This window comes from Microbacterium sp. USTB-Y, assembly GCF_023703415.1.
Lineage (GTDB): Bacteria > Actinomycetota > Actinomycetes > Actinomycetales > Microbacteriaceae > Microbacterium.
This window is the reverse complement of sequence record NZ_JAGMTU010000003.1, coordinates 625,389-644,361: the sequence shown is the minus strand read 5'-3', so window position 1 is coordinate 644,361 and position 18,973 is coordinate 625,389. Positions and strand designations below refer to the sequence as shown.

Below are 18,973 nucleotides of genomic sequence, written 5' to 3'. Positions count from 1 at the left end.
TCCGGATGCCCGCGGCGCCGATCGGCGGGCCCGCGCCCGAGGGCCGCTTCGACCGGCGGCTGCTCGCCCCGATGATGGTGGGGTCGATCCTCAATCCGATCAACACGGCCATCATCGCCGTCGCGCTCACCCCCATCGGCCTCGCGCTCGGCGCCCCCGCCCGGGAGACCGTCTGGCTGGTGTCGAGCCTCTACCTCGCCACCGCGATCGGTCAGCCCCTCGTCGGCCGTCTCGTCGACATCTTCGGCGTGCGCTCCCTGTACCTGCTCGGCGCGGTGCTCGTCACCGCCGCGGGCGCCATCGGGCTGCTCGCGCCGGAGAACCGCGACAGCATCTGGTGGCTCGTCGCGGCGCGCGTCATCCTCGGCCTCGGCACCTGCGCCGGCTACCCCGCCGCGATGCACATGATCCGCGCGGAAGCAGACCGCACCGGCCTGGCATCGCCGGCGGGGATCCTCACGCTGCTCAGCGTCACGACGCAGACCATCGCCGTGATCGCGCCGGCGCTCGGCGGCGTGCTCGTGGGGGCCTGGGGCTGGCGCGCCACGTTCGCCGTGAACGTGCCGCTGGGTCTCGCGACGCTGCTGCTCGGCGCCCTCTTCCTCCCGCGCCGGACGGGCCTCGAGCCCGCCGTGCAGGATCGGCCGCGGATCGACGGGATCGGGATCCTCCTCTTCGCGGTCGCGATGCTCGCCCTCCTCGTCTTCCTGCAGAACCTCGCACCGACCCTGATCTGGCTGCTGGTCGTCGCCCTCGTGGCCGCAGCGGCCTTCGCGTGGTGGGAGCGCCGGATCCCGGATCCCTTCATCGACGTGCGCGTGCTCTGGGGCAACGGGCCGCTGTTGCTCAGCTACGTGCGCTCCCTGCTGACCGCGACCATCTCGTACACGTTCGTCTACGGCTTCACCCAGTGGCTCGAGGACGGCCGCGGCCTCAGCCCGACCCTCGCGGGACTGGTGCTGCTCCCGGTCTTCGCCGCGGGGATCGCTGTCGCACTCGCCTTCGGGCGGCGACCCGAAGTGGCCGGCAAGCTGCTGGTCGGATCCGCCGCGCAGCTCGTGGCCGGGATCCTCGTGCTGTTCATGACCGGGTCTTCGCCGATCTGGTTCCTCGTGCTCGCGATGCTCGTGCTCGGCATCCCGCAGGGCCTCAACAACCTCGCGATCCAGAACTCGCTGTACTACCAGGCCGAGCCCGAGCGCATCGCGTCCTCGGCCGGCCTGCTGCGCACGTTCTTCTACCTCGGCGCGATCGTCTCTTCTGTGATCTACGGCAACGTCTACGGCGCGCGCGCGACCACGGAGGGTCTGCACGTGCTCGGCTGGGTCGTGGTCGGGATCGCCGCGGTCTTCCTCGTCCTCACCGTGTTCGACCGCTCGCTCGCGCGGATCGGGCGGGACGCACCGGACGCCGGGACCTGAGGCCGCTCAGCCCTCGGCGAGGTGCCGCCACCACGTGATGCCGGTGCCCACGCGGGTGAACCCGCACCGTGAGTAGAGGAGCTCCCCCTCCGGCGTCGCGTTGAGCACCGCCTCCCGGGCGCCGGACCGCGCCGCGGCCGCGCAGACGGCGGCGAGCAGGCCGGTTCCGAGGCCGCGCCGACGGAACGCCGGCCAGACCGCCATGTCGAAGACGCCGGCAAGGTCCCCGCTGCGGAAAGACCAGGCGCGCCCGGCGAACCGCTCCGACTCCGCGTCGCGGGCCACGGCGCACCAGGCGATCGCGGGCTCGATGCGGGCGAGGGCGAGCCGTTCCTGCTCGAATCCGCCGGCGAGGGATCCGGGTTCGCGGATCAGGGCGATCCGCGCGTCATCGTCGACCGGCGTCTCGGCGAGCGTCGCGGACATCCAGCACGGCGCCCAGCCCCGCTCGAACCCGGCCTCGGCCAGCGGCGTCTCGTCGACCTCCGCGCCGAGCCAGACCCCGACGATCTCCCGGCCCCGCTGCTCGGCCCGCGCGACCCCGCGCCGCAGCGCGTCGACCGTCGGCGCCTCCGGGAACAGGAGGTTCATGCCGTCCGGCCCGTCGGTCCAGACCAGCCCGTCCTCGACCAGGCACTCGCCGCCCAGCGTCTCCGCCCGGGCGCGGAACCACGCGGTCTGCACGCGCTCGCACTCCGCCACCGTCGCCACGATGTCCAGTGTGACCGGTTCCGGCTATCAGGCACAGCCCCCGCGGGTGGTCGGTGGGCTCACGTCTCGGCCCGCCCGGCCACGAGTGGTCGTCAGCCCGCCTCGTCCGCCCGGCCACGCGTGCTCCTCAGCCCGCACCGCCCGCCCGCGGGTTCACGTTCAGCGCCTCGGTCACCGGAGCCGGCTCGACGGCCGCGATCCCCGCCGGCGGTTCCGGCAACCTCGGCAGCGCGGTCGCGTCGAGCCAGGCGTCGAAGAAGGCCTCCAGCCGGCGGCCCGCGATCTCCGCGGCGAGCAGGCGGAAGTCGGCCGTCGTGGCGGTCGCCGCGGCGAAGCGCGAGGACCACTCCCGCAGGATCCGGAAGAACGTCTCGTCGCCCACGGTGAGCCGCAGGGCGTGCAGCAGCAGGGCGCCGCGCTTGTAGACGCGATCGTCGAACATGAGCTCGGGACCGGGGTCGGAGAGCACCAGATCCTGCGGCTCGGCGGCGAGCGCCGCCCAGTGTCCGAGCGCCTTGGCGTGCGCACTGTGGCCGCCGCTGCGCTCGGACCAGATCCATTCGGCGTAGCAGGCGAAGCCCTCGTTGAGCCAGATGTCGCGCCAGCGCTCCACGCCCACGCTGTTGCCGAACCACTGGTGCGCGAGCTCATGCGCGATGAGGCGCTCCAGGCTCCCCCGCCCGTCGATGTGGTTCGCGCCGAACACGCCCATGCCCTGCGCCTCGAGGGGGATCTCCAGATCGTCGGCGGTCACCACGAGCCGGTACGAGGGCAGCGGATACGGCCCGAAGGCCTCGGCGAACACCGCCATCATCTGCGGCAGCAGGGCCAGGTCCGCGTCCACCCGCGAGGTCAGCGCGGCCGGATGGAGCACCTGCCCCTCGACCCCCGCGAGATCCATGCCTCGTGCGACATACTTCCCGATCTGCACCGTCGCCAGGTAGGTCGGGGTGGGGGTCGGACGCTCGAAGACCCAGGTGGTGCGCCCGCCCTTGGTCGCGGTGGAGACGGGCTCGGCCGCGGCGACCGCATAGCCCGGATCCGTCGTGACGGTGAGCCGGTAGGTCGCCTTGTCGCCCGGGTGGTCGTTGCAGGGGAACCACGAGGGCGCACCGATGGGCTGCGAAGCGACGATCGCCCCGTCCTCCAGCTCCTCCCAGCCCAGGGTGCCCCAGCGGGTCCGCCGTGGGCGGGGAGCCCCGCCGTAGAAGACGGCGAGCTCGAACGGATCCCCCGGTGCGAGCTCGCGCCCGAACGCGACCTTGAGCTTGCGGTCGGTCTGGGTGAAGCCGATCCGGCCGCCCTTTCCCGCACCCCCGCGCGGGGCCTGCACCTTGGTCGCGCGGAGGCCGACGAGGTCCAGCGAGATCGACTTCGTCGGCTCGAGCACGCGTCCGTGCACGAGCGCGACCCCGTCCAGCCGGTTGCTGCCGAGGCGGTAGTCGATCCTCAGGTCGTAGTGCTCGACGCGGTAGCGGCGGTCGCCGCTGTGCGGGGTGTAGTCATCGGGGCTCACGGTTCCATGCTCACAGATCGCGGCGTGCGATGCGCGACCCCCGCGCCCGGAGGAACGACGTTCATTCCGCGGCCTGATAGGTGCGCACCTTCACCGCGCGCCACGGGCCGATCGGGTTGCCGCTCCAGCGGCTCCCCACCGGCACGGTCTCCCCGCGCATCACGAGCGACGCCGGGCCGACCGTGGCGTCGGATCCGATCGTCGCCGCGGGCAGGATCACGCTGTGCGGGCCGAGGGTCGCTCCGGTTTCGAGGGTCACCGTGTCGATGCTCATCACCCGGTCGTGGAAGAGGTGCGTCTGCACCACACAGCCGCGGTTGACCGTGGCGCCATCGCCGAGGGTGACCAGATCCGGCTCGGGCAGCCAGTAGCTGTCGGTCCAGACGCCCTTCCCGATCCTCGCGCCCAGCGAGCGCAGCCAGACGGCGAGCGCGGGCGTGCCCGCCGCCGCGTTGGCGAACCAGGGCGCGGCCATCATCTCGGTGAAGGTGTCGGCGACCTCGGTACGCCACACGAAGCTCGACCACAGGGGGTGCTCCCCGGGGCGGATCGGCCCGACGAAGATCCACTTCGCGGCGGTCGCGAACCCGGCGGCGACGGCGCCGGCGATCAGCAGCACGACGCCGGAGAGCACCACCGTCCAGCCCAGGCCGACGCCCGTGGCGAGGGCGGCGAGCGTCAGCAGCACCGCGAGTCCCAGGGCACAGGTGAGGATCACCGGCACGAGCCGGCACAGCTCCCACAGCCCGCGGGCGACCCGCAGGGCGGTGCGCGGGCGATAGGTGCGCTCGAGGTCCGACTCGTTCACGACCCGGCGCAGACGCACCGGCGGCGAACCCAGCCAGGAGGAGCCCGCCTTCGCCTTGTCCGGCGCGACCGACAGCACCGCGACGAGGCCGTCTTTGGGAACCTTGTGCCCGGCGCCGGCCATCCCGGAGTTGCCGAGGAAGGCGCGCTTGCCGATGCGGGCCGCGGCGATCCGCATCCAGCCGCCGCCGAGCTCGTAGGAGGCGACCATGGTGTCGTCGGCGAGGAAGGCGCCGTCGTCGATCGTCGTCATCGAGGGGATGAGCAGCACGGTGGAGATCTCCACCTCCTTGCCGACCTTCGCCCCCAGCAGCCGCAGCCACGTGGGGGTGAGCAGGCTCGCATACAGCGGGAAGAGCAGCGTGCGGGCGGAGTCGAGCAGACGCTCGGTGGTCCAGGCCTGCCAGGCGATGCGCCCGCGGACCGGGTGGATCCCCTCGCGCAGCCCGATCGCGAGCAGTCGCGTGAACGCCACGACGAGCACCGCGAACACCACTCCGGTGACGAGCACCGACGGTACGAGCCAGATCGCGAGTCCGGGGATCGCCGCGCCGATCGTCGCCGCCCCCCGCGCGCCCTGCACCAGCACCAGGGCGCCGAGGGCGAAGGCGATCACCGGAAGCAGTCCGAGACCCATGCTCGATGCGGCATATGCCCAGAGCCAGCGCCGCGGCGACGGCGGACGCTCGGGAGCCAGCGGGGCCGACTTGCCGCCCACCCGCACCGCGGGGGACCCGGCCCAGCGCTGGCCGGCCCGCACCCGCCCGAAGACGGCGGATCCGGGGGCCACCTCGGCGCCGCGCCCGATCCGTGTACCCGGCGCGAGCGTGCTGCGGGCGCCGACCACCGCGCCCGCGCCGATCCGGATCGCCCCGATGCGCACGACGTCGCCGTCGATCCAGTAGCCGGAGAGGTCGACCTCGGGTTCGATCGCGGCACCCTGGCCGATCTCGAGCATGCCGGTGACGGGGGGAAGGGTGTGTAGGTCGACGTCGGGGCCGATCTTCGCCCCGAGTGCCCGCGCGTAGTAGCTCACCCACGGGGCGCCCGCGAAGCCGACGGGGTCGATCTGGTGGCTGACCTGCTCGGCGAGCCACAGGCGCAGGTGCACCTCGCCGCCGCGCGGGTGATCCCCCGCGCGCACCCCGGCGAGCAGCAGACGGGCGGCGACCGCGGCGATCGCCATGCGCCCGAACGGGGTCGCGAACACCACCAGGCCCACGACGAGCAGCCAGAGCGGTGCGGTCGGCAGCCAGCCGAAGCCCGGGACGAGCTGCAGGAGCGCGCTGCCGGTGAGCAGCCAGAGCACCCACCGGATCCCCCCGAGCACGAACAGCGGAACCCCGAGCACGGTCTGGATCCACTGCATCCGCCGCGGCGTCGGCCGCGACTCGTGGAAGTCGCCGGGCTCCGGCTCCTCGTCGCCGGCCTCGGCCTCGACCGCGTCGGCCATGCGGCGCAGGCGCGGCAGGTCGTAGACGTCGGCCATCGTGAACTCGGGCGCACGGGCGCGGATCCGGCTCACGAGCTGCGCGGCCGCGAGGGATCCGCCGCCGAGCTGGAAGAAGTCGGCGTCCTCGTCGAGCGGACGCACGCCGAGCACGGCGAACCACTGCTCGGCGAGCCAGGCGGCGGTGCCGGTGAGGGTCGAGTCGTCGGCGTCGGGGTCGTTCAGCGGCCACGGCAGCGCGGCCTTGTCGACCTTGCCCGAGGTGCGCACCGGGAGGTCGTCCATGACCGCGAGCAGCGGGATGAGCGGCGCGGGGAGCGTCTCGGCGAGCTCGGCCCGTGCGGTCTGCCGGTCGAAGCCCTCGGTCGGCACGACATAGCCGACGAGCAGCGGGATCCCGCCCTCACTGCGCTGCACCACCACCGTCGCCGCGGTGACCGCCGTGAGGTTCTGCAGCGCGGCCTCCACCTCGCCGAGCTCGATCCGCCGACCGCCGATCTTGACCTGGTCGTCGGCGCGGCCCTGGAACACCAGGCCCGCCTCCTCGTAGCGCACGAGATCGCCGGAGCGGTAGGCGCGTTCCCAGCCCAGAGACGGCATCGGCGCGTACTTCTCAGCGTCCTTCGCGGGATCCAGGTAGCGCGCGAGACCGACGCCGCCGATCACGAGCTCACCGGCTTCGCCCTCCGCGACGCGGTTGCCCTCCGCGTCCACGACCGCGAGCTCCCACCCGTCCAGCGGCAGGCCGATCCGCACCGGCTCCCCGGCGCGCAGCGCGTCGCCGTCCATCTCCGCCGCGCACGCGACGACCGTGGCTTCGGTGGGGCCGTAGGTGTTCCAGACCTCGCGGTCCTCCCCCACCAGGCGCGCGGCGAGCTCGGGCGGCAGCGCCTCGCCGCCGAAGATCAGCAGCCGCAGGTTCTCGATCGCGTCCTGGGGCCAGAGCGCGGCGAGCGTCGGCACGGTCGAGACCACGGTGATGCCGTGCCCGAGCAGCCACGGACCCAGATCCTCCCCCGAGCGCACGAGCGCGCGGGGAGCCGGGACGAGACAGGCGCCGTAGCGCCACGCGAGCCACATCTCCTCGCACGAGGCGTCGAAGGCGACGGAGAGGCCGGCGAGCACCCGGTCGCCGGGGCCGATCGGCGCATCCTGCAGGAACAGGTTCGCCTCGGCGTCGACGAACGCGGCGGCGGAGCGGTGCGTCACGGCGACGCCCTTGGGCACCCCCGTGGAGCCGGACGTGAAGATGATCCACGCGTCGTCGAGCGGCATCGGCGGGGTCACGGTCGTGATCGCGACCGAGTTGGGGTGCGGCTCGTCTCCGCCGAACAGGCCGTCGCCCGCGACGCCGGCGGACGCGGATCCGGATCCGTCGTCCGTGTCTTCCGGGGAATCCAGGCCGCGGAACACGCCGCCCGCACCGATCACGCCGCGCACCTTCGCCTCGCCGAAGACGAGGTCGGCGCGTTCCTGAGGATCGTCGGCGTCGACCGGAACGTACGCGGCGCCCGCCGCGAGGGTGCCGAGGATGGCGATGTACAGCTCCCGGCCGCCCGACGGCATGCGGATCCCGACCCGGTCGCCGCGCAGCACCCCGTGCTCCCGCAGGCGGGCCGCCGTGCGCCAGACCTGCGCGAGGAGCTCGCCGTAGCTGAGCGCGCCGCCCGCGTCCTCGATCGCCGAGGCGTTCGGATGCCGCCGCGCGGTGTCGACGAGGATGTCGATCAGGGTGCGGGGCGTCGCCGCGAGTGCGGCACGGTCGAGGATGTCTTGCATCGGGTTCCGTTCGAGCGGCTGCACGCGGGGCGCGTGCGCGCCCAGGGTACCGCGGGCGGGGAAACAGCAGGTGAAGCGGATCCGGTGGCCTGCGCACCCTCCGCGCAACTCAGGCCACATCGCGGATCCGGGCTTCGATCCGCCGTGTTTCTCCGGTTCTGCGCCGCGGGGCCTGAGTTGTGCGAGGACTGTACGAAGGCCGATGGGCGATCACCCGCTGAAGCTGCCGACGGAGCCAGTCCTGACGCTCGAAGGCGTCGCTGGCGATCACCCTCACCGTCACGTACCCGCGGGCGGCGGCCTCGAGGTCGCGTTCCCGGTCTCGCACCTGCTGCTCCCACCCGCCGTGATGGGCGCGACTGTCGCATTCGATGATCAGCCAGCCGTCCACCAGGAAGTCGACTCTGCCGACGTCGTCGATCCAGACCTGCAGCTCGACCGAGCAGTCCAGCCCGCGAAGGATCAGCCGCACCAGTGTCTCCGGCCCGGACTCGGCCCGGCCGTCCACGAGCCGCAGCAGGACGCCGCAGCGCGCGGGGAGCTCGGCGAAGATGTCCCGAAGGGCCTCCAGGTCGATGAGCCCGAGATGAAGAAGACTGTCCAGGGTGGCGATCGTCGCACGGGGGCTCTGACAGAGGATCGACTGCAGGATCGCATCCCGAAGACCGACAGCATGCGTTCCCAGAGTCGGCCCGGACAGGTCGCGCCAGTGCGCCACCTCCTGCGGGCCGCGACGAGGAAGCCGCGCGGCATTCGGGGGCATGTGGCAATGAAGGCGCCGATCGTCCAGGACGAAGACGCCCACGAGTCGCAGCAGCGACACGCAGGTCAGGCGGCCGCCGAGGCTCGCGGCCTTCGCCATCTCCGGGGGCGCGTCGGCCGAGGCGAAGACACCTCGACGCACACGGATGAGACGCCCCGACCGGACAGCGAGCTCGATGGCCGATCGCGTCCAGCCCTGTGATCTCAGTTCGCGGGTCCGGAAGATGCAGGGATCCAGTCCGGTGGTGCCCGCCGGATCCGACGTTGTTGTTCGCAGCATTCACCGACCCTGGCGCAGAACGGCCCTCCGAAACCGGGTCATGAATAACTTCCCGCTCGCCGCCGATTGTGGAGGACGAAGGAGCGCGCCCCTCTCCCGCGCACTATTCAGGCCCCGGTATCCGGAAACCCCGGAGAACGGCCACATAGGCCGCAAACCGAACGGTCCAGCCTGAATTGCGCGTGGCTCAGCCTCCGCACACCCGGAACCGCAGTCGCGTCGGCACCACGCGCCCGCGCCAGCGGCGGGCCCGAGCGTCCGCTCCCGCACCGTGCCTACCGTCCGCACCGGCGGCCGGCTCGAGATCCCGGGCGCACAACTCAGGCCAGAACTCTGCATCGGCCGCGCAGATACCCGTATCCGCGCTGCCCACGGACTACAGCCTGAATTATGCGGCGCGGGGCGACGCCACCGCACGGCTGAACCACCGCCCCGGGGCCGAACCACCGGCGCCGGGCCGAACGACTGCCCTACGGCCGGACCACCGCCCGCGGCCGAACCACCGCCCGGGCCCGGACCCCCGCCCCGCGGCCGATCGCCGACTACCCGGCGGCGGGCGGGGTGCGCTTCGAATCCGCGAGCTCGTCGACCACGAGGGAGCGCTCGTCGATCGTGCCGTTGCGGTACGCCTGCCGTCCGACCATGTGCGCCGAGAGCGGGGCGGTCGCGAACTGCATCAGCACTACGGGCGCCACGAGCAGCAGCCCCAGCACGATCCCGATGACAGAGCGCTGGGAGAGGGCGATCGCGAGGCAGATCAGCAGCAGTCCCAGCACCTGCGGCTTGGTCGCGGCGTGCAGTCGGTTCGGCACATCGCGCAGGCGCAGCAGCCCGATCGCGGCAGTGAGGCACAACAGCGCCCCGATCAGCACGAGCACCCACACGGCCGTGTCGACCACGGCATCCGGGATCCGCCACTCGAAGACGTTCATGACGGCGTGTTGTCCCTCCGCGCGACGTAGCGCGCCACCGAGATGGATCCGAACACGCCCACCGCGGCGACCACGATGAGCACCGGGAGCGTCCGGGTGTGATGGTTGATCGCCATGTCCGCACCGAGCACGCACATGACCTCGGTGAGCAGCACGTCGGCGGCGACCGCGCGGTCGAGGATCGACGGGCCGATCACGATGCGGACCACGGCGAGGATCGCGGCGACCGCGAACACGACCATGATCACGAGCAGGAGCGGATTCACGGGCGGACCTCCCTCTCGGCGCGCTCATCGGCGCGCAGCTGCGCGGCCTGCGCCGGGGAGCCGAGGGCGCGCACGATGCGGCGCTCCCAGCGCAGGACTCCGGCGCGCTGGTGCTCCACGTCCTCGAGCGAGCGCACGCCGATCACATGCAGGTACAGCGTGCGGGTGTCGCGCTCGGCCTCGACCACGAGCGAACCGGGGATGAGCGACGAGGTGACCGCGACGTGGGTCATCACGAGGTCGTCGGCGTACCGCAGCGGCACGGCGATGATCGCGGCCCCCGGCGAGCGCCGCGGGTTCAGCACCTGCACGGCGACGCTCAGCGAGCCGTGCACGACCGCGGCGAGGAACTGCACGACGAGCAGCGCCGCCCACCACAGGTTGATCCGCCCGGACAGCTCGATCGTGGGCAGCCGGAACACGCGCGTCACGAACAGCGCCACGACGACGCCGGTCACCGCCGAGAGGGCCGTGAACTGACCCCAGAGCAGCATCCACAGCACGACCAGCCAGAGCAGGAACGGCAGCTGCAGACCGATCTCGCGCCAGATCCCGCGCTTCGTCACCGCGCTCATGAGCCGGCCTCGTCGCCGTCGAGCATGTCGAGATGCACCGGCTGCAGCAGGTTGGCGCCGATCCGCTCGCAGAGCCCATAGATCGGCCCGGCGAAGACGGTGAGGGCGAGCGTGACGGCCACCATCCCGCCGGTCGCGAAGGTCATGATGGTGGGGATCCGGCGCCGCTCCTGCTGCTCGTCGGCCGCGGGGGCCGCGCCGAGGTGCGCGATGCGCTCGTTCTCGATCTCCTCCGGCGTCTCGTCCTTGCTGCGCCAGAACGCGAGGTTCCACGCGCGCATGAGGGCGTAGAGCGTCAGCAGCGAGGTGAGCACGCCGCCGACGATGAGCACCCAGATGAGGGGCGTCGCGACCTGGGCGGCCGCCTGGAACAGGGCGAACTTGCCGATGAACCCGGAGAACGGCGGGAGCCCGCCGAGGTTGATCGCCGGCACGAAGTAGAGCACCGCGATCAGGGGCGCCGCCTTCATGAGCCCGCGCACCTTGAGGATCGACGTGCTGCCCGCCCGGCGTTCGACGAGCCCCACGGCGAGGAACAGCGTGGTCTGCACGATGATGTGGTGGACGATGTAGTACACGGTGGCGCCGATCGCGGCCGGCGTGGCGATCGCGAGGCCGAACACCATGTAGCCGACGTGGCTGACCAGCGTGAACGACAGGATCCGTTTCAGCTCCGCCTGCGCGACGGCGCCGAGTATTCCGATCACCATCGTCGCGAGCGCCACGATCATGAGCAGGGTGTTGATGCTCGACACGTTGAACAGCTGCGTCTCGGTGCGGATCAGGGCGTAGACGCCGACCTTCGTGAGCAGGCCCGCGAACACCGCCGTGACCGGTGCCGGTGCGGTCGGGTAGGAGTCCGGCAGCCAGAACGACATGGGGAACACCGCCGCCTTGATGCCGAAGGCGACCACGAGCATGAGGTGCAGGACGAGCTGGGTGCTCGGCGGGATCTCCCCGATCCGCTCGGCGATCTGCGCCATGTTGACGGTGCCGAGCGCGGCGTAGATGAGCGCGATCGCGACGAGGAACAGGACGGACGACACGAGCGAGACGACGATGTAGACGGCGCCGGTGCGGATCCGCGACTCGGTGCTGCCCAGCGTGATGAGCACGTAGGAGGCGACCAGCAGGATCTCGAAGCCGACGTAGAGGTTGAACAGGTCGCCCGCGATGAACGCGTTGAAGATGCCCGCCGCGAGGATCAGGTACGACGGGTTGAAGATCGAGATCGGGGTCTCCTCAGCCCCGTCGGCGGCGCCCTGGCCCACCGAGAACAACAGCACCGCGACGAGCACGATGCTCGACACGAGGACGAGCAGGGCCGCGAGCCGGTCGACGTAGAGCACGATGCCGAACGGGGCGGGCCAGCCGCCGACCATGACGGCGATCGGCTTGGTCTGGTCGACGACCACGAGCAGCGTCGCGGCGATGACCGAGACGGCGGCGAGCGTGGCGACCGTGACGATCACCTGGATCCGGGTGTTCCGGCCGAACACGAGGGTGATCGCCGCGCCGAGCAGCGGCAGGGCGACGAGCAGCGGGACGAGGGCGTTCATCGGTCCCCCTCCCCCGGGCTGCGGTCGTCGTCGGTCGTGCGGTGCGCGCGTCCTCCGGCGTCGTCGGGGGTGGGATCCGGCAGATCCACGGGCGCATCGTCGACGAGCGCGGCGTGGTCCTTCGCGTGCAGCACCCGGATCGGCGAGGTTGCGACGCCCACGAAGTCGGTGGTCGCGTCCTCGTCCTCGAGGTCGACCTCGTCGTCCATGAGGTCTTCCTCGATCTCCGTGCGCTCGCGCAGGGCGATGTCGGCCTCGTCGTCCTCGACGGTGTCGGCCTTGCCCAGCTGCCAGGAGCGGTAGATGAGGGCGAGGAGGAAGGCGGAGACCGCGAACGTGATGACGATCGCGGTGAGGGTGAGCGCCTGCGGCAGTGGGTCGCTCATGTCGCCGTCGATGCCGTAGAACGGCGCCCGGCCCGGCCGGCCCATGACGATGAGCAGCAGCAGGTTCACGGCGTTGCCCAGCAGCAGGAAGCCGATGAGCACGCGGGTGAGGCTGCGCTCGAGCATCGCGTAGACGCCGCACCCGAACAGCACGGCCATGATCACGATGAGCACGAGGGAGACGTCCATCAGATGTCCACCCCCCTGGCGCGCATCTCGAGGGTCTGCCGGTCGACCTCCGCGCCGAGACTGCGCAGCACGTCGAGCACGAGCCCGATGACCACGAGGTACACGCCGATGTCGAAGATCGTCGAGCTCACGAACTCGATGTGCCCGATGACGGGGATCTCCGCCTCCCACACCGCGCTCGTCAGCGGGGCGAGACCGAAGAACAGGGGCACCACGGCGGCGCCGACCGCGAGGATGAGACCCCCTCCGAGCAGGCGTCCGGCGTCGGCGGGCGCGGCGGCGCCGAGCTCCCAGCGACCGCCGGCGATGTAGCGCATGACGAGGGCCATGCCGGCGACGAGGCCGCCCGCGAAGCCTCCGCCCGGGGCGTTGTGCCCGGCGAAGAGCAGGTAGATCGACACCACGATGATCGTGTGGAAGAGGATCCGCACGATCACCTCGAGCAGGATCGAGCGGTTCTCCGGCTTGACGTTGCCGCCGCCCACGAGCCACGCGCGGGGCGCCGTGTCGCCGGCCGTCTGCACGCGCACGCCCTCGGTCGTCTCGACCAGCGGAGCCCGGCGCGCCTTGCGCGGTCCCTCGGGCAGCGCCCTGGTGGCCGAGAGCCGGTCGGCGCGATGCGTCACGAACACGAGGGATGCCACGCCGGTCGCCGCGAGCACCAGCACCGACAGCTCGCCCATGGTGTCCCACCCGCGCAGGTCGACCAGGGCGACGTTGACGACGTTCTTGCCGTGCCCGAGCTCGTAGGCGAGCTTCGGGAACGCCTCGGAGATCGGCTCGGCGACCCGAGATCCGGTGGCGACGACCGCCACGGCCGCCATCATCAGTCCGGCCGCGATGCCGAGGATCGCCCGCGGAACGCGTCCCACCGAGGCGTTGTGCTCCCCCATCCGCGCCGGAAGCCGGCGCAGCACGAGGGCGAAGGTGACCAGGGTCACCGTCTCGACGAGGATCTGGGTGAGCGCGAGGTCGGGAGCGCCGCTCGTGCCGAACAGCACGACCATGCCGAGGCCGGTGACCGAGACCAGCACGACGCCGGTGTAGCGCTTGCGCGCCCGGATCGCGAGGAGTCCCGCGGCGATCATGATGGGCGCGACGACGAGCTGCACCGGCGTGTGCCACGCGCTGAGTCTCGCGTCGATCGGACCGCCGGCGAGGAGGGCGGTCGTCTCCCCGGCGATCACCACGACGAAGATCGTCCCCACGTACACGGGCAGCGAGCCGCGCTGGGTGAGGGAGGTCGTGACGACCGAGAGGCGGTCGATCGCGCGCATCACCAGGTAGTACGCGTCCTGGGCGGTGAACCGCAGCAGGCGGGGGGCACGGTCCCAGCCGAGGCGCCGGGTGAGCGGGAACAGCGCGAGTCCGAGCAGCACGGCGCCCAGCGAGAGGAACAGGGCCGGGGCCAGGCCGTGCCACAGGGCGAGGTAACCCGGATCCAGCGGATTGCCGTCATAGTCCGGCGCCTTCGCGTCGTCCGCGAAACCGTAGAGCGCGACGGTGATCACCGACGCCAGGGGTCCGAGCACCAGGGTGCCTGCGGCCAGCACCACCGGGGACACGAGGAAGCCGAACGGCGGCGAAGGCCATTCCGTATCGGGAATATATGCGCCAGTCGCATCCTTCTTGCGCCAGAACGCGCCCCAGAGGAAGCGCGCGCCGTACGCGGCGGTGAGGATGGAGCCCAGGATCACGCCGGCGAGCGCGACGATCCCCCAGGGCGACCCGCGCAGCGCCTCGTCGAACAGCGCCGCGAGCGTCGACTCCTTCGCGACGAACCCGATCGTCGGCGGGATGCCCATCATGGATCCGACCGCGAGGAACCCGGCGGTCGCCAGCAGCGGCGCCTGCCGCCCCACGCCGCTGATCTCGGTGACGTCGCGGGTGGAGAGCTGGCGGTCGATGACGCCGACGATGAGGAAGAGGGACGACTTGAACAGCGCGTGGCTGATCACCAGGGCGAGACCCGCGAGGATCGCGTCCGAGGTGCCGTAGCCCAGCACGATCGTGAAGAAGCCGAGCTGGCTCACCGTGCCGAAGGCGAGGATGCGCTTCAGATCGGTCTCACGCAGCGCCTGCACGCCGCCGAGCAGCATCGTGAAGACGCCGAGCGAGATCGTGATCGGCCGCCACGGGCCGGACAGGGCGAACACGGGGGCGAACCGCGCGATCAGGTAGATGCCCGCCTTCACCATCGCCGCGGCGTGCAGGTACGCGCTGACCGGCGTGGGCGCCGCCATCGCGCCCGGCAGCCAGAAGTGGAAGGGGAAGATCGCCGACTTGCTGAGCGCTCCGACGAGCAGCAGCACGATCGACGCATCGACCAGCGGCCCGGTGGGTGCGATCTCCAGGATCCGGGAGATGCTCGACGTCCCCGCATCGACGGAGAGGAACACGACGCCGATGAACATCGCGAGTCCGCCGAGGGTCGTCACGAGCAGCGCCTGCAGCGCCGCACGCCGGCTCGCTCCGCGGCGGTGATAATGCCCGATGAGCAGGTAGGACAGGATGCTGGTGAGCTCCCAGAACATCACCAGCAGCACGAGATCGTCGGTCGTTACCAGGCCGTACATCGCGCCCGCGAAGGCGAGCAGCACGGCGGCGAACTGGCCGAGCCCCTCCTTGGATCCGCGGAAGTACCACCGGCAGTAGAGCAGCACGAGCGCCCCGACACCGCTGACGATGAGGGCCAGCAGCCAGCTCAGCTCGTCCAGCCGGAACGAGAGCGAGAGCCCGAGCTGGGGGATCCACTCGATCGACTCCCGCGGGACCAGATCCGGATCGGCGGATCCGAGCAGCACCTGCGGGGTCAGCGCTGCCGTGTACACGAACGCCGCGGCCGGGACGAGCGCCGCGACGGCGAACGCGCGGGCCCCGATCCAGGCGACCAGCAGCGGCAGCAGCAACGAGGCGAGGGCGAACACGGCGAGGAGCGTCAGCATGGCGGTCTCCTCTGGCTCGTCGGTCTCTGCGGACTCAGCGGGTGGGCGCGCAGGTCGACACAGGCGGGCGGGTTCCCGTCCAGTTTAGGGGCAGTTGCCTGACCCGTTGCATGCCGGATCCGGAATCTAATGCCGGGGCGCCGGCGCGGGACCGGTCGTGGTGCCCTCGCGGAACGTACAGGTGAAGCGGATCGATGCCGCCTGCTCCCCCGCGAGCAGGCGGGCCACGGCGTCTCCCGCTGCGCGTCCCTTCTCCACCGCAGGCTGCACGGCGGTGGTCAGCACGTGCTCGCCGAGGCCGTCGACCGCGATGCCGTCGAAGCCGGCCACGCTGACGTCCTCCGGCACGCTCAGCCCCGCCTCCTCGGCAGCCCGTATGACCCCGGCTGCGATGAGGTCGCTCTGCGCGATCACCGCGGTGGGCCGCGATTCCGGGTCGGCGAACAGCAGTCGCCCGGCGATCAGGCCCTCGTCGATGAGGCTGCCCCCCGCCGACACCACCCGGGCGTCCGGGAAGACCGCGAGAGCGCCCTCCAGGCGGGCGGCGGTCACGGGCGTCGTGATGCTCGCGATGCGCTCCGGGCTCGCATCGCCGCGCACCCGATCGGTGTCGAACGGCAGCGTCACCACGGCGACGCTGCGGTGCCCCAGGGCCCGCAGGTGATGGGCGATCTGCGCCGCGGCCTCGACGTTGTCGAGCTCCATGCGAGGCACGCCCTCCCCCGCATCCCCCTCGATCACCACGACGGGCAGACCGCGCGCACGCACGGCCTGCAGCGTCTCGCGCATGCGGCCGCTGCAGCCGATCAGTACGGCGGCGTCGATCGGCGCGGTGGCGAGCGTCGGCGCATCGGCGCCCGCCTCGGGGTCGTCGCGCAGCAGCAGCACGCCGGCGCCGAGCGCGGCGAGGCCGTCGGTCAGCCCGTCCATGGTCGCGGTCTTGATGGGATCGAGGAACGCGGTGCGCAGGTGCTCCTCGAGCGCGACGGCGACGATGCCGCTCCGCCCCCGCCGCAGCGACGCCGCGCGGGGGTCGGGGCCGGTGTAGCCGAGCTCTGCGGCGACGGCGAGCACGCGCTCCCTCGTGGCCGCGGCCACCGGGGCCTTGCCGCTGAACACGACAGAAGCGGTGGACGGGCTCACCCCGGCGGTGCGGGCCACGTCGGCGATCGTCGCGCGGCGCCGCGGGGCCGCGGCGTCCGGATCCGAGCTCATGACTCGACAATAACACCGCGGGGAACACAGGAATCGAATCGATTCGATACACTGTCCGGATGGACACCGCCCTCACCCGCTCCCAGTTCGTGCGCTGGCGCACCGCGATCTTCGCGATCTTCCTCGTCAGCGGCATGACGATGACGACCTGGGCGTCGCGCGTCCCGGCGATCAAGGAGGAGCTCGGGATCGACAAGGCGCAGCTCGGCTTCGTGCTCGTCGGCATGGGCATCGCCTCGATCGTGGGCGTGTCCACCAGCCCCGCCGTGCTCGCCCGCACCGGGGGACGACGCGGCATGCTGATCACGCTTCTCACGACGGCGGTCGGCACCGTGCTGATCGGTGTCGGCGCCGACGTGCTGCACGCCGTGCCCGTCGTGCTGATCGGCCTCGTGCTGTTCGGGCTGGGCGGCGGCAGCCTCGACGTGATGATGAACGTCGAGGCCACGGCGATCGAGCAGCACGCCGGCAAGACGATCCTGCCGGTGTTCCACGCCTTCTTCAGCTTCGGCACCGTCATCGGCGCGGGTCTCGGCGCCGCCGCGGCGGCGCTGCACATCCCCGTGTGGCCGCACACCCTCGCGATCGCGGGGGTCATCGTGATCGTCGCGCTCGTCAGCGTGGTCCAGGTGCCGAAGTGCGAGGAGACCCTGGATCCGACTCCCGACGCGCCGCGCGCCACCTGGAGCGAGCGGATGCGCACCTCGCTCGCAGTCTGGCGCGAGCCGCGCACGTACGCGCTCGGCGTCGTCATGCTCGGTATGGCCTTCGCGGAGGGCGGCGCCAACGACTGGCTCGCGCTCGGCGTCGCCGAGGACCACCACGCGGGTCCTGCGCTGGGAGCCGCGGCCCTGGCGACGTTCTCGGTCTCGATGACCGTGGTGCGCCTGTTCGGCGGACCACTCGTCGACCGCTTCGGGCGCGTCATCGTGCTGCGCGTGCTCGCGATCACCGCCGCGGCCGGGATCCTGCTGTTCATCCTCGCGCCGAGCACTCCGCTGGTGTTCCTGGGTGCGGCGCTGTGGGGGATCGGCGCGTCGCTCGGGTTCCCGCTGGGCATGTCCGCCGCGGCCGACGATCCGGCGAAGGCGGCGGCCCGGGTGAGCGCCGCGGCGACGATCGGCTACATCGCGTTCCTCGGCGGCCCGCCGGTGCTCGGCTTCATCAGCAACCACCTGGGTCTGCTCAACACGCTCTACATCATCGTGGTGCTCGCCGCCCTGTCCGGCCTGTTCTCCGGCGCCGCCCGGCCGCTCCGCGAGGACGAGAAGGTCTCCGCAGGCTGAGGCGGCCGAAGGGACGCCGGCTCGGCCGAGCAGGCGCCCGCGACAGCCGGGTCGAGCGAGCGGGAGCCGTGTCGAGCGAGCGGGAGCCGTGTCGACCGAGCGGACGCCGGGGCGACCGGGCGGGGAGCCGGGTCGACCGGGCGACCCGCGGGCGCGCGGCGGGCTAGGCTCTTCGGGTGCGTCTCGTCATCGCCCGCTGCGCCGTGGACTACACCGGCCGCCTCAACGCCCACCTGCCCCTCGCCACGCGTCTGCTCGTGCACAAGGGCGACGGCAGCCTGCTCGTGCACTCCGACGGCGGCAGCTACAAGCCGCTGAACTGGATGAGCCCGCCGTGCCGGCTCGAGGCCGAGGCGCCGGGGGAGGAGGAGGCGTCGGCCGGGGTCACCGAGGTCTGGCGGGTCACCCACCAGAAGACCGGCGACGCGCTGCGCGTGCAGATCTACGAGATCCTGCACGACTCCGCCCATGAGCTCGGCGTCGACCCCGGGCTGCAGAAGGACGGCGTCGAGGCGGATCTGCAGCGGCTCCTCGCCGAGCAGGTGGATCGGATCTCCGAAGGCGCGACCCTGGTGCGCCGCGAGTACCCGACCGCGATCGGCCCGGTCGATCTCATGGTCCGCGACGCCGAGGGCAGGGCGATCGCCGTCGAGATCAAGCGCCGCGGCGACATCGACGGCGTCGAGCAGCTCACCCGCTACCTCGAGCTGCTCGGACGGGATCCTCACCTCGCGCCCGTGCAGGGCGTGTTCGCCGCCCAGGAGATCAAGCCGCAGGCGCGGGTGCTCGCCGAGGACCGGGGGATCCGCTGCCTCGTCCTCGACTACGAGGCGATGAGGGGCATCGACAGCGGAATCCCCACCCTGTTCTGAGGGCCTCTCGCGACAACCCGCC

The 18,973-nt window shown here is 71.9% G+C and carries 14 protein-coding genes; 3 read left to right on the top strand and 11 right to left on the bottom strand.

The genetic code is table 11. The features are described from left to right. Positions 1–5: 5 nt before the first annotated feature. A complete protein-coding gene (locus tag J8G10_RS10235; RefSeq protein ID WP_251444363.1) occupies positions 6–1,421 on the top strand; it encodes an MFS transporter in 1,416 nt (471 codons plus the stop codon). 6 nt (positions 1,422–1,427) lie between these two features. Here the strand turns inward: J8G10_RS10235 and J8G10_RS19560 are convergent, their stop codons facing one another. The 11 genes from J8G10_RS19560 to J8G10_RS10180 all read right to left on the bottom strand — a co-directional run bounded on the left by J8G10_RS19560 (position 1,428) and on the right by J8G10_RS10180 (position 16,793). After that, complete coding sequence (locus J8G10_RS19560) at positions 1,428–2,132, bottom strand: GNAT family N-acetyltransferase (RefSeq protein ID WP_251444019.1); 705 nt, start codon at positions 2,130–2,132, stop codon at positions 1,428–1,430. Between the two features lie 127 nt (positions 2,133–2,259). Further along, positions 2,260–3,648 carry a M1 family metallopeptidase gene (locus tag J8G10_RS10225; protein WP_251444016.1) on the bottom strand — a complete coding sequence of 463 codons (1,389 nt, stop codon included), beginning with the start codon at positions 3,646–3,648 and terminating at the stop codon, positions 2,260–2,262. Between the two features lie 61 nt (positions 3,649–3,709). Beyond that, complete coding sequence (locus J8G10_RS10220; RefSeq protein WP_251444013.1) at positions 3,710–7,684, bottom strand: Pls/PosA family non-ribosomal peptide synthetase; 3,975 nt, start codon at positions 7,682–7,684, stop codon at positions 3,710–3,712. Positions 7,685–7,793: 109 nt separating this feature from the next. After that, on the bottom strand, positions 7,794–8,726 hold the full coding sequence (locus tag J8G10_RS10215) for a type IV toxin-antitoxin system AbiEi family antitoxin domain-containing protein (RefSeq protein ID WP_251444010.1): 933 nt from the start codon (positions 8,724–8,726) through the stop codon (positions 7,794–7,796). A gap of 542 nt (positions 8,727–9,268) precedes the next feature. After that, positions 9,269–9,658, bottom strand: a complete 390-nt coding sequence (gene mnhG, locus J8G10_RS10210; RefSeq protein WP_251444007.1) for a monovalent cation/H(+) antiporter subunit G — start codon at positions 9,656–9,658, stop codon at positions 9,269–9,271. Next, the gene (locus J8G10_RS10205) at positions 9,655–9,924 is read right to left on the bottom strand and encodes a monovalent cation/H+ antiporter complex subunit F (RefSeq protein ID WP_251444004.1); all 270 of its coding nucleotides are present in this window, start codon (positions 9,922–9,924) and stop codon (positions 9,655–9,657) included. Before J8G10_RS10205 ends, mnhG begins: the two co-directional genes overlap by 4 nt. Then, positions 9,921–10,499 carry a Na+/H+ antiporter subunit E gene (locus tag J8G10_RS10200; protein WP_251443991.1) on the bottom strand — a complete coding sequence of 193 codons (579 nt, stop codon included), beginning with the start codon at positions 10,497–10,499 and terminating at the stop codon, positions 9,921–9,923. The genes J8G10_RS10205 and J8G10_RS10200 overlap by 4 nt, the downstream gene beginning before the upstream one ends. Next, on the bottom strand, positions 10,496–12,058 hold the full coding sequence (locus J8G10_RS10195) for a Na+/H+ antiporter subunit D (protein ID WP_251443988.1): 1,563 nt from the start codon (positions 12,056–12,058) through the stop codon (positions 10,496–10,498). Before J8G10_RS10195 ends, J8G10_RS10200 begins: the two co-directional genes overlap by 4 nt. Beyond that, positions 12,055–12,633, bottom strand: coding sequence for a Na(+)/H(+) antiporter subunit C (locus tag J8G10_RS10190; RefSeq protein WP_251443985.1), 579 nt, complete (start codon positions 12,631–12,633; stop codon positions 12,055–12,057). The genes J8G10_RS10195 and J8G10_RS10190 overlap by 4 nt, the downstream gene beginning before the upstream one ends. After that, positions 12,633–15,578: a Na+/H+ antiporter subunit A gene (locus tag J8G10_RS10185; RefSeq protein ID WP_251443982.1), complete on the bottom strand. Its 2,946-nt coding sequence runs from the start codon at positions 15,576–15,578 to the stop codon at positions 12,633–12,635. The genes J8G10_RS10190 and J8G10_RS10185 overlap by 1 nt, the downstream gene beginning before the upstream one ends. Before the next feature lie 126 nt (positions 15,579–15,704). Further along, the gene (locus J8G10_RS10180) at positions 15,705–16,793 is read right to left on the bottom strand and encodes a LacI family DNA-binding transcriptional regulator (protein ID WP_251443979.1); all 1,089 of its coding nucleotides are present in this window, start codon (positions 16,791–16,793) and stop codon (positions 15,705–15,707) included. Between the two features lie 59 nt (positions 16,794–16,852). On the opposite strand from J8G10_RS10180, the gene J8G10_RS10175 reads away from it, so the two are divergent. Both J8G10_RS10175 and nucS read left to right on the top strand, forming a co-directional pair. After that, positions 16,853–18,079: an MFS transporter gene (locus J8G10_RS10175; protein WP_251443976.1), complete on the top strand. Its 1,227-nt coding sequence runs from the start codon at positions 16,853–16,855 to the stop codon at positions 18,077–18,079. A gap of 176 nt (positions 18,080–18,255) precedes the next feature. Beyond that, the gene (nucS, locus tag J8G10_RS10170; RefSeq protein WP_251443973.1) at positions 18,256–18,951 is read left to right on the top strand and encodes an endonuclease NucS; all 696 of its coding nucleotides are present in this window, start codon (positions 18,256–18,258) and stop codon (positions 18,949–18,951) included. Positions 18,952–18,973: the final 22 nt, after the last annotated feature.

Coding starts and splice junctions, on each gene's coding strand:
- J8G10_RS10175 (WP_251443976.1), top strand. CDS start 16,853: ATGGACACCGCCCTCACCCGCTCCCAGTTCGTGCGCTGGCGCACCGCG.
- J8G10_RS10215 (WP_251444010.1), bottom strand. CDS start 8,726: ATGCTGCGAACAACAACGTCGGATCCGGCGGGCACCACCGGACTGGAT.
- J8G10_RS10235 (WP_251444363.1), top strand. CDS start 6: ATGCCCGCGGCGCCGATCGGCGGGCCCGCGCCCGAGGGCCGCTTCGAC.
- J8G10_RS10195 (WP_251443988.1), bottom strand. CDS start 12,058: ATGAACGCCCTCGTCCCGCTGCTCGTCGCCCTGCCGCTGCTCGGCGCG.
- J8G10_RS10220 (WP_251444013.1), bottom strand. CDS start 7,684: ATGCAAGACATCCTCGACCGTGCCGCACTCGCGGCGACGCCCCGCACC.
- J8G10_RS10180 (WP_251443979.1), bottom strand. CDS start 16,793: ATGAGCTCGGATCCGGACGCCGCGGCCCCGCGGCGCCGCGCGACGATC.
- J8G10_RS10190 (WP_251443985.1), bottom strand. CDS start 12,633: ATGGACGTCTCCCTCGTGCTCATCGTGATCATGGCCGTGCTGTTCGGG.
- J8G10_RS10185 (WP_251443982.1), bottom strand. CDS start 15,578: ATGCTGACGCTCCTCGCCGTGTTCGCCCTCGCCTCGTTGCTGCTGCCG.
- J8G10_RS10200 (WP_251443991.1), bottom strand. CDS start 10,499: ATGAGCGCGGTGACGAAGCGCGGGATCTGGCGCGAGATCGGTCTGCAG.
- mnhG (WP_251444007.1), bottom strand. CDS start 9,658: ATGAACGTCTTCGAGTGGCGGATCCCGGATGCCGTGGTCGACACGGCC.